7 protein-coding genes are annotated in these 11761 nt (G+C 40.2%); all 7 read right to left on the bottom strand.

What is annotated here, in order from left to right; translation table 11 throughout:
• Position 1: 1 nt before the first annotated feature.
• Positions 2-259, bottom strand: a complete 258-nt coding sequence (locus tag HMPREF8578_RS07970; protein ID WP_000371292.1) for a DUF896 family protein — start codon at positions 257-259, stop codon at positions 2-4.
• A 41-nt stretch (positions 260-300) separates the two neighbouring features.
• Entirely contained in the window at positions 301-2337 is a 2037-nt protein-coding gene (gene glyS, locus HMPREF8578_RS07965) for a glycine--tRNA ligase subunit beta (protein WP_000164730.1), read from the bottom strand.
• 211 nt (positions 2338-2548) lie between these two features.
• The gene (gene glyQ, locus HMPREF8578_RS07960; RefSeq protein WP_000038733.1) at positions 2549-3466 is read right to left on the bottom strand and encodes a glycine--tRNA ligase subunit alpha; all 918 of its coding nucleotides are present in this window, start codon (positions 3464-3466) and stop codon (positions 2549-2551) included.
• 18 nt (positions 3467-3484) lie between these two features.
• Positions 3485-4246, bottom strand: coding sequence for a hypothetical protein (locus tag HMPREF8578_RS07955; RefSeq protein WP_000369584.1), 762 nt, complete (start codon positions 4244-4246; stop codon positions 3485-3487).
• A gap of 320 nt (positions 4247-4566) precedes the next feature.
• Entirely contained in the window at positions 4567-9078 is a 4512-nt protein-coding gene (locus tag HMPREF8578_RS07950; RefSeq protein ID WP_001081928.1) for a S8 family serine peptidase, read from the bottom strand.
• 289 nt (positions 9079-9367) lie between these two features.
• The gene (locus HMPREF8578_RS07945) at positions 9368-10210 is read right to left on the bottom strand and encodes an aldo/keto reductase (RefSeq protein ID WP_000844568.1); all 843 of its coding nucleotides are present in this window, start codon (positions 10208-10210) and stop codon (positions 9368-9370) included.
• An 81-nt stretch (positions 10211-10291) separates the two neighbouring features.
• On the bottom strand, positions 10292-11683 hold the full coding sequence (gene pgdA / locus HMPREF8578_RS07940; RefSeq protein ID WP_000742162.1) for a peptidoglycan-N-acetylglucosamine deacetylase PgdA: 1392 nt from the start codon (positions 11681-11683) through the stop codon (positions 10292-10294).
• Positions 11684-11761: the final 78 nt, after the last annotated feature.

Below are 11761 nucleotides of genomic sequence, written 5' to 3'. Positions count from 1 at the left end.
TTTATGAGTTAGGATCATCTAAACTACGGCCGTGTAAACCTTTTTCACGTTGTACCTGACGTAGTTTTTCTGGTGTGACGTCATTTCCTTCCTCGTCCACAATTTTTATTCCCTCGACGTGGTGACGAACAGAACGACGATAGCCTTCGATGTACTCCTCACGAAGTTTAGCTTGTTCCACTTTTTCAGCAGAAGTTAAGCCTTCTGTTTTTTTCTTTTTAGCAAGCTCATTGATACGAGCGATTTTTTTCGGGTCCATTTCTTCTCCTTTGTGATAAGATACAGTCCGTTTGACTGAGTTTATTTAGTATTAATTTGGTTGAAACGTGCAAGTTTAGCTGCTTTCTTGGTTAATTGCGCTAAGATTGCCAAACGATTTTGACGAATATCTTGATTGTCGGTCATTACCATAGTATTTTCAAAGAAAGCATCAATAACTGGGCTAAGCGCAAAGAGTTGTTCTAATTGCTGACTTGCAGTTCCTGATAAAACTAATGATTCTACTGCCTCTGCCAAGGCTTTCTCTTCTTCATTCTCAAAGAGAGCAGGATCAACAGTATCAGTTCCTTCGGCTTTTTCAGCCAGGTTGAAAGCACGTGAGAGGGATTCGACAGACGATTTGAAATCTTCTTTCTTGCCTGCTTCTACGAGAGCACTTGCCGCTTCTAGCATATCTGCCACAACAAAGTTCGAACTTGCAAGGACCGCTTCCTTGATATCTTTTGGAGTAGAACCCATCATCTTATCAACACGAGCCTTGATAAAGTCCATGACCTCTGCTTTATTTTCATAAGTCAAACTGTCGAATTTCAAATTATAAAGGCTATCAATCAGCTCATTCATAGCAATGTGCCAACCAAAAGCATCCAAGATACGAACTACACCTTGAGTCGCACGACGAAGAGCGTAAGGGTCATTAGAACCTGATGGAATCAAGCCTACTGAGAAGAAACTCAAAATCGTATCCAATTTGTCTGCAATGGCTAGAACTGCCCCAACCTTGCTCTCTGGAAGTTCTCCGTCAGCAGATGTCGGCATGTAGTGTTCACGAATGGCTGCTGCGACTGCTGGAGTTTCCCCAGCAAGAAGAGCATATTTCTCTCCCATAATTCCTTGGAGTTCATCAAACTCACCAACCATACCCGTCAACAAGTCAAACTTGTAAATGGCTGCTGCACGCGCTAGATCAACTGTTTCATCCACTGACAAACCAGCTTTTTCTGCCAAGAGAATGGCAATCTGCCCCGTACGAATCATGTGTTCACGAAGGGAACCAATCTTTTCGTGGAAGGTGACATTGTTTAATTTTTCGACAAGGTCAGAAATCACCAATTTTTGGTCTTCACGCCAGAAGAATTCTCCGTCTTCCAAACGCGCAACTAAAACTTTTTCATTTCCCTTGATGACATTTCCCAAATGCTCTGCGTTTCCGTTACGAACTGAAATGAAGTTTGGTAAGAGTTTACCGTCTTGATCACGAACAACAAAGTAACGTTGGTGTTCTTTCATCGAAGTCACCAAAACTTCTTCTGGAACTTCAAGGTATTTGGCATCAAAACTTCCCATGAAGGCAGTTGGGTATTCAACCAAGTTCAAGACTTCATTGAGCAAATCAGCATCAATTTCGATACGTACACCATGCTCAGCTTCGATGGCCTTTATTTGGTCAACAATCATTTGCTCACGTTCACGTGGATCTGCGATTACAAACTGCTTACGAAGATCTTCTTCGTAGCTCAATGCTGACTGAATCTTGGTTTCTTGTCCCAAGAAACGATGACCGCGACTCACACGATCGCCCTTGATATCAAGGAAATCCAAGTCAAACTCTTGCTCGTCCAAGAGAACTGTCAAAGTGTGTACAGGGCGGATGTATTCAAAGGTGTTGTTAGCCCAGTGCATGCTGACAGGGAATGTCAGTGACTTCAAGACGCCTACTACACCTGGAACAATGGCTTCAACTGGTTGCCCCACTTCTTCCTTGGTAACATAGACATATTCTTCACCCTTGATTTCACGGAATTCAATATCTTCAACTGTCAACCCTTTTCCACGGACGAATCCTTGAGCTGCTTTGGTGAAGTTTCCATCACTATCCAAGGCGATTTTCTTTGCTGGACCCTTGAAATCTTCTGTCAAATCAGACTGTTTGTCTGCAAGACCAGTCACACGAACAGCCAAACGACGTGGTGTTGAGAAGGTTTGAATAGCTTCAAAAGACAGGTGGTTTTCCTTGAGGAAGGCTGCCATTTTTTCACCTAGTTGTTTTTCGCTTGGAGTTACTACGTAGGCTGGTAACTCTTCAAGACCGAGTTCTACTAATAAGTTTTTTGTCATGTTTTTTCTCCGAAAAGTATCTTTTTATTTTCCAGTTTGCCTTATGTGATTGGCACGCAAGCAACCAACTTCGTTGTTTCATTGCTAAAATTGGAGCCGAAAGTCTCCAATTTTGCCTAGTATCCTTAGCTTCACTAAGGATACCTTCATCACTGCGGCAACTGGATCAAGGCTCACTCTGTTCGCCCATTTTCGTAAACCGTCACTCTCTTTATTCTGCGTCTTCTGCTAGGAGTTTAGCTCGTGTTGCTTCATCCAAAAGTGGGTAGCCTAGGCGTTTGCGTTCTGCAACAAAGGTTTTAGCTACGACACGGGCTAAGTTACGGATACGGGCGATATAGCCTGCGCGCTCTGTTACAGATACGGCACCACGCGCATCAAGCAGGTTAAAGGTGTGTGAACATTTGAGAACATAGTCATAGGCAGGGTGAACCAAGCCTTCTTCCAAGGCACGACCAGCTTCTTTTTCAAACTTATCAAAGTTTTCCAGCAACATTTCTTGGTCCGAAATTTCAAATGAATATTTTGAATGCTCGTACTCAGGCTGGATAAAGATTTCTCCGTATTTTACACCATCAGCCCACTCGATATCATAGACAGAGTCCACTTCTTGGATGTAAGAAGCCAAACGCTCCAAACCATAGGTAACTTCCGCAGTCACAGGTCCAGTTGCCAATCCACCAACTTGTTGGAAATAAGTGAACTGAGTGATTTCCATACCATCAAGCCAAACTTCCCAACCGAGACCAGCAGAACCAGTCGATGGATTTTCCCAGTTATCTTCAACGAAGCGGATATCGTGTTCCAAAGGGTTGATACCCAATTTTTCCAAAGACTCAAGGTAAAGTTCCTGGATATTTGATGGAGATGGCTTCATAACCACTTGGAATTGGTGGTGTTGGTAGAGACGGTTAGGGTTTTCCCCATAACGACCGTCAGCAGGACGACGTGATGGCTCTACATAAGCCGCATTCCATGGCTCAGGACCAATAGCACGAAGGAAAGTGTAAGGACTCATTGTCCCCGCACCTTTTTCATTATCATAAGCCTGCATAAGCATACAACCTTGGTCATTCCAAAATTGTTGCAAAGTCAAAATAATTTCTTGAAATGTTAATTTCTTAGACATTGAATACTCCTTTAGTTTTTATATTTCTTTTTCAATTAATTTCTGCTGAACAAACCAATTTAATAAGGGAAGAGTTTTATCTGTGTTTGCCCATAGATGATAAGAATCGAAGACCGCTTGTACACTACCTAGATTTTCTACCAACTTATCTATTGTCAAAAAACTACGCCAGTATTCGTAAAAAATACTTGCATAGTTCTTATCATAAGTAGAGGAACCAAAATCATTCAATGAATGCCAACCATACTTCTTCTGATAAAGTTCTACGAGAGATTGATTACAAATTTTTTCCGCTTGAAATTCCTCTTCTGTCAAGAAATACTTGCGACTAATATATTCAACCATCCCTTCTTCAAACCAGATGTAAGAGTCGTAACCATCAAAATCATCTGAAAAATGCTCCGACCAATGAGCTAACTCATGTCCTACAATCTGTAAGAGGAAATTTTCAGATAAAGAATGATAGTGACTTTCTATTGCTTGAGTTTGCTGAGAACACTCGTAGTCCATCAACTGATACAAATACAGCTCTTTCCAAACAGTTAAATCAGGCGTCATAACCATTCGTCTATTATTTGTATAGGCAGGAACAGGAATTTCCCTAATAATCTGTGTAGCAGCATTAAAACCTGACCAAATGATGGCTTGCGGTAAATCGTAGACTGCAAGTTCATTCTTTAAAAAAGATTGATAAGCCTCCAACTTTTCAGTATTTCTTAATACAAAATCACGAAATGCAACTAGTTGGCTATCATCTTTTACAAGATAAAGGTTATCCACGACTCTCCTTTCTTTTACACACATAGGCTGAATAAACAAAAGAACCGCATCCGACAATCCTAGGTTGATTTAACCTAGGGGCGTCTGAAACGCGGTTCCACCCTAATTTATTACTTCATTGTTTTTAAAAATACGACAGAAAGCGCCAGTTTCTTACCTTGTTCTACTTGGCTCCCACTACCCCAAGCTCGCTGAAGAACGCCATAAGACTTTCTTTCCTAGCTAGTATTATAGCAGATTTTCTAGCTAGTGTAAACCAAAAATGAGTCTGAAAACAAAGTTCCAGACTCATTTAATAGTAAAGCTTCAGAAAGTCCTGTTTAAGGATGTCTTTTCGCTTTTGGTTTTTTGCCATGTAGATTTCTCTTGGCTTGTTTCAATGCTGTAATAGCATCTTTGACATCTTCTTGGCTCGCTCCTGGATCTTTAAGGAGTTCCTGTGCCTCTTTAAAAGTTAAAAGATAAGCTGCTTTTTCTTTCTTGTCAGCATAGATAAATCTCGCGTTTTTTTCTTGGAAAAGGCGTTCATCCTTGACCAGTTTCTTTAGACTAGAGAAGTCTGTTGCCTTGCCATTTAGTTTACTTTTAGCTGTTGCTAGAGCAATGAGAGATTGGTCAATTTGATCCTGTTTGACTTTAGGATCTACAGCTAGTAAGGCAATTTCTTGGAAGGCACGATCATAAGCTCGACGTACTTTTTCCTTGGCATTAGCATATCGTCCAGTTTTAGTCGTTGCATAGTAAGCTTTCATAGCTTCTTTCAAGGCTGTAACGTTCGAATCTTTTCCATCCAAAGCTTTACCAGCAGCCTCAAGACTAGAGAGAACGCCATCAATCAATTCTTGTTTCAACTTGCTTGACAAGGCTGACTGCGCAACTTGGAAAGCTTGGTCATAAGTTTTTCTCTTATCTGCACTACTATTAAAGTAGCGAGACGTTTCTACCAGTTCTTTTTGTTGATTTACCGCAGCAATCAAGGCCAACTTAGACACAACAGATAGACGCAAAGCATTATTTCGACCTGGCTTCACGAGCAAGGAAACGAGATCTTCAAGGAGTTCATATCCAGTTGGCAAGGTGACTTCTACAGTATAACGACCTGTAGCAACTTTCTTACCAAAGGCGTATTGACCGTATTTTTCAGCAGGAAGAGTGATACTTGTCCCATCTTCTCCTTTCAAAACTACTGTAGTCGTCTTTGGAACTGCTTGGTTGAAGGAAACAGACACTGGTGCATATTCTAGGAGATTTGCTAGGAAGGTAATGGTTTGGAAACTATTTTCTTCCGTCAAGTCGAACTCTTGGGACAAGGCACTGATAAATTTCAATTCTGTTCGGTCATAACTGAAAATTTCTGCTGTATAATGACCAAATTGTAAGAAATGAATCGCTTTTGTCTTGTCAACATCAACATATTGTCCCTTGCTATTTTTGATTCGATAGACGTAGAGGGTATCAATATCCTGATTTGTTTTTGCATCCTTCAAGTCAATTTTAACTCGACCACTATTTTGATCGCGGACAAGTTCAGCAAGTGAGATATAATCTACATTTCCTGCATAATCCTCTACAAGATAGTAAATATTAGCCTTGTCAACATTCTTAGGAAGTGTATAACTACCGTCAGCATTGGCCTTAATCAGATGGGTGTTCTCAAGCGCACGAGTTCCAGACTGGTCTTTCCCAGTTAAAACCATGGTCCCTTTCTGGTCAAATGGTGTGATATAGAAGACTTTTTCTGAAAGGATACCACCTTGACCCACATCTTTTGGTTTGCGAGCTACAAATTCTTGATTTCCATCTTTAAAGCGAATATAACCACTTGTGATGACAGGTTTTTGAGTATCAATCTGAATTTTAAAGGTCGTGTATTGTTCTTTAGCTCCTGGAACGTCTGGTGTATAACTGATAACATAGTCATATAAACCATCTGCAACAGTATTCCCATCAAAATCCTGGCCTCTCCAAGCAGTATTATCTAGAATATAGCTTTTCAGATTTCTACTGTCTCCATCAAAATAATTCTTACGAAGATCCTTTGCATCGCCCTCCCAAATAGGATGTTCATGCTTAGTATCCGTAGCCGCATAAACTGTTGCCCGAAGATTTACCAGATTTCTCAAAGCAACCGTTTTGTATTCAACTAGGTCTTTGTTTCCGTCATCATTTGGAGAAATGGCAATACGGACATTCCCTTTTTCGTCCAACTGAAGAACATGCTTACCTTCAGCATTTTGTTCGATTCCAAGAACGGTAATTCGGCGTCCTTGGCGTTGACCTTTAGACACTAGAAGGTCATTTTGCAAGGTAGCTAGATAGGTAGCATCATTAGAGTAGTTAACTGCAGGATTTTCCTTGTCTACTTCTGTGTAAAATCCATTTTTCCCTTCTCGGACAAGATTGTAAATTGGTTTTTCAACAGCAGGGAGATTTTGGAATTCTCCTCGGAAGCCCATAAATGCAAGACTCACAACATCCCCATCATCTGCTGGATCTACAAATCGAACAAACCCTTCAAGGAAATAGCCATTTGGCATTTGTTTGCTGAGTTCAGCAGCAAATTTTCGAGCATCCACTTTAACAGTGACTGTTTGACTGCTGTGGGCTTTGACCGTCACTTCAGGCCAGACTGTCTCCGTTAGTTTTCGAGGTCGAAGGGTGAATTTTCCATCTTGGACCTCGTCTGTATTGGTATTCACTACCATCTTGAGAGTACGGTCAGTATCTGAAATATTGTGTACAGTGACCTTAAAAGTAAATTGGTCTCCAACATTTCCTAAAGTCACGCTTGGATAACCATTTTCACCCGTTACATAGAGGTCTGTTGACACTGCAGCAGCTGTATCCACAATACCAGAACCTTGCTGACGAGGAGAGGTATAAGTGCCTGTGTCCTTATTAACATGTGGTTTTGCAGTTGACATGATCAAGGCCTTGACAGTCTCTGATACTTGCTCAGGAGTCAATTCTGGATGGTGTTTTTGAAGGTATTCCTTAACCAGAACTGCAACACCCGTAACGTGAGGAGCCGCCATACTGGTTCCGCTAATACTACCGTAGGTATTGTCATTAAAGGATGAGTAGATATTGCCGCCAGGAGCTGTCACATCTGGTTTCAATTGTCCATCGGTAGTCACTCCCCAACTTGAAAAGTCAGATAGCTGATTGGCTACATCGGAAGGGCGATTATCCATCTTACCATTAAAAACAATCTTGTAGTTTCCTGATTTTAAGGCTTCACCATACTGTTTAGAAATAAATACAGAAGGAATTTTCTTTGCTTCATCATCAATAGCCATATTGATGTTTGCACCTTCTACATTATTGTAGATCAATGCACCAACTGCACCGTGTTTTCGTGCATTTTTGATCTTCTCTGAAAAATTCATAGCTCCACGCTGAATGAGGGCAAGTTTCCCAGTTAAATCCAACTTCGCAAAGTCTTCTTCACGACCTAACCCTGCTTCGACGTATTCATACTCTTTTCCCTTTTCAAAATCCTTATCTGACTCAGGTTGATTATAATCAAATTTTCCGTTATGAAGGCCGGCATTTTCCTCTAGACCTTTGACTTCAAAAACCGCTGTTGTCAATGTTTTGTTGTTGACAGAAGCAACTGAAATTGAGTCTTCAACAGTGGATGGATTTCCAACCAAGCCATAGTCTGGGTTTTCGGCTAGCGGTTTTGAATAGCCATTTCCGAATGTATTGCTATTTCCTGCTGAGATAAGAACAGAAACTCCCTTGGCACGAGCCCGTTTGATGGCATCCACAATATCAGAACCAGCATCGACCATAGAACCAGTGCTAGATCCCAAACTCATATTAATAGCATCTGCTCCCAAGGCAACTGCATCATCAATCGCCTTTACATAAAGAGCCGAACTTGTCGTCTTTTGGCGATCTGAAAAGACACGCATAAACATGACTTGGGCTTCTGGCGCCACACCATAAACTTTTTCGCCATTCGGTGCTTCTTTATCAGGGTTTCCAGCAGCAATCCCTGTTACGTGCATCCCATGAGAAGTTCTTTCTGCTTCTTTGATCTTATCTGTTCCGTCAAAGTAGTCATAGGCATAGACAACCTTATCGCTATACCATTTACCGTAGTCGATTCCAGCAGCCTTTTTAGCTGCTTCGATGGCTTCCTTGTTTTTAAATTTCGCTTTTGACGGTTCCGAAATTCGAAGAACCTCATGATTCAAATCAAGCCCAGAGTCAATTATGGCAACAACGGTCCCTGTCCCCTTGTAACCAGCCTTCCAAGTTTTTGGTACTGTGATGATATCATTACTTGAAAGACTATTGGGTTTTGCAGACTCAGTTTTTTCTAGTTCTTTTTCAGTAGTTGTTGTTTCTCCAGTAGTTTTAGGAGCTGTCGTTGCTGGAGCCTCTTTTTTCTCCAACTCAGAAGCCTTCTCAGTGGCAGGCGCTGTAGTCGTATCGACTGTTGTTTCTTTTTGGACGACGCCTTGATTTTCTTCATTTGCAACTGCTCTATCTTTTCCAGATTCTTGAGCTTCAGCAGTTTTATCAACAGGAGCTTCTATCTTAGCATCTTGTTTACTAGCATCCTCTTTAGAAGTTTCAACTTCTTGTTTCTCTCCAACTACAGGTGCAATCCCATTAGTATTGGTTTGGTCAGTCGCAGAGTTTGAGTGTTTATCGTCTTTTACCTCTGTCTTAATTTCCTGAGTTTGAGCTTGATTTTCACCTGTACTCTGCTCATTGGCACTGACTTGACTTGCTCCAAAAACCAATGCAGTTCCCAATAAAACCGAAGCAAGACCAAATTTGTATTTCCTTAATGAAAAACGTTGTCGTCTATTCATAAATAATCTCCTTTTTCTTTAAAGTATACCTATTATAACGCAAATAATCATAAATTTTCATAAAAATCTGAATTGTCACAAAAATGTAATATTTACGTATATATTTTACTTATTTAATTTTATTATTCGTGTTATTTGCTCCATCAAACCAATATTTTCTAAATTCGTTCCTATATTTCAATCCATAAAATTATTTTATTATACAAACAATTTGGATTTTTTATACACAAAAAGACTAGGATTTAAAATTCCTAGTCTTTGTTATTTCGGTATAAATCGATTTTACAAACTAAAAATCCATCTCATCCACACGAGGTGCGCCCGAAGTCACTGAAATTGTCTTTAAGACTTCTCGCTCGTCTTTGCTGAGTTCAATTCCAAAACAGTCAAGATTACTCTGGATGCGAGAGGCTGTCACCGACTTAGGTAGGGGTAAAAATCCTTCTGCCAAACTCCAAGCCAAGGCAATTTGAGCAACTGATTTCCCATGCTTCGCAGCAATTTCTTGGACTTCTTTCTGTTCAAACAACTCTCCTTGACCAAATGGTCCCCAAGCCTCTAAGAGAATTCCTTTATCTTTACAGTAGTCAACCACTTCCTCTTGATAAACTCCTGGTGCCAAGCGCACCTGATTGACCACTGGGATGATTCTTGTTGTCTCAAGCAAGGCATCCAAATGATGAGGAAGGAAATTACTAACGCCGATAGCACGGATTTTGCCTTCTTGGTAAAGGTCCTCCATCGCTCTCCAGACATCGGCATTGCGAGTTTTCCATGCCTCATTTTCTCTTAGTGGTTTTGGATTTGGCCAATGGATAAGGTACAAATCTAGATAATCCAATCCCAGTTTTTCCATTGATTCTTCAAATGCTTGGCGAGCTTCATCATAGCTGTGATTGGTATTCCAGAGTTTGGTCGTTACAAAGATTTCTTGTCTTGGAATACCGCTATCTCGAATAGCACGACCAACACTTTCCTCATTTTTATAGATAGCTGCAGTATCGATATGACGATAACCAGCCTTTAAGGCTTCTAAAACGGCTTGGTAGGCTACTTCTCCATTTTCAGCTTTCCATGTTCCAAATCCTAGTACAGGAATTGAAACTCCATTATTAAGGGTGTAAGATTTCATCGTTTTTCCTTTCTATGTGAAGAAAATCTAAAGAAACAAAATCCTGATTATCAGAACACTTGCTCCTTTAGATTTTAACAATTATTGATCACGATCATAATAGATCTCGTGAGCCTTCAAGCGAGAATTGAGCAATTCAGGAACGGTCACAAATGTATACCCTTCACCCTTTAAATACTCAATAACACTTGGTAGAGAATTAACAGAAGGACCATGGATATCATGCATGAGGATGATGGAACCATTGCGAACCTGACGTTGAATCTCTGTCAAAATGGCTGTCTCATTTTTACTCTTCCAGTCCAAACTATCCACATCCCACATGATGAAGCTTAAGTCAAGGCCGTTTCGAATATCATCAGTAATAGCACCATAAGGTGGGCGCATTAGTTTAGAGCTTGATCCTAAAACTTGAGTTAACAAATCTTCTGTATCAGTGATTTGCTTTTTAGCATCTTCGAGTGATAATTTAGAAAGGACAGGATGATCCCAGCTATGATTTCCTACAACATGACCCTCTGTTTTCATTCGTTTCAGAAGATTTTCATTACCTGCAATGTTTTTACCAAGTACAAAGAAAGTTGCTTTTACACCATATTTAGCTAAAGTATCCAAAGCTTGCGTGGTTGTAGTAGGATTTGGACCATCGTCAAAGGTTAAGGCTACAACCTTTTTGTTTTTCTTAGCAAAGTATGCTTGGTAAAGTTCAACATCCTTTTCTAATAGATAAGAAGACTCAATGACATCAAAGAAACTGGATATTGGTAAGGCAATTTCCTCCAGAGTCTCTCCAGCATTAGCAGGATAAAGGATGATTTGACTATCCTTATAATCAAAGCTCCAAGATGTCAATTCTTGGTCTGTGAAGCTCTTTATAACTTGATCAATTTTTTCCTGGTCAAGTTTCTTATCTTCTAGAGTTGATTTGATTTGAGTCAGTAAGAGTTCCTTAGCCTTGCTTGCATCTTTGAAAAGTCTACTGAGGTCAAAATCTTTCCCATCTTCAGTCAAGAAAATTTTCCCTAAGGAAGTCTTTTCTTTTTCTTCAACCTTTAATGCAGACAAATCATAGACTTGCTTGCTGATATTACGAGCAACAACTCCCTTTAAGACAGGATCCAACTGCTCAGTATAATAAAAGACCAAATCCTCTTTATCTTCCAGCTTTTCTTTGATATCCTGGTTGATTTTTTCTCTAACAGACGCAATGACTTCCTCTCCTTGCAGAGGATAGTAGGCAATCACCTCAGCTTGACCTTTTCGGAAATGGTCCTTCTGACTACCAGAGTTGAATTGCTGCTCCTTTTCGCTTTTTAGCGCTTCAATTTTTTGTTCGTAAGATTGCTTTTGTAGTAGCTTATAACCAATAGCACTCCCTAATAGAATCGTAGCAATTCCAAAGATTCCAACAAGGGAAAGCAATAGCCTTCTCGTTTTATCGTGAGAAACACGTTTCGCTCTATTTTTTTTCATATTTCCATCATATCAAATCGAGGCTATTATTTCAATGATAAACAGGGATTCTGTCTTTTTTTAGGAAAATAAAAAAGC

It is taken from the genome of Streptococcus oralis ATCC 49296 (assembly GCF_000185265.1).
Taxonomy (GTDB): Bacteria; Bacillota; Bacilli; order Lactobacillales; family Streptococcaceae; genus Streptococcus; species Streptococcus oralis_BC.
Note: the sequence above shows the minus strand (reverse complement) of the source record. Positions and strands in the feature narration are given on the sequence as shown.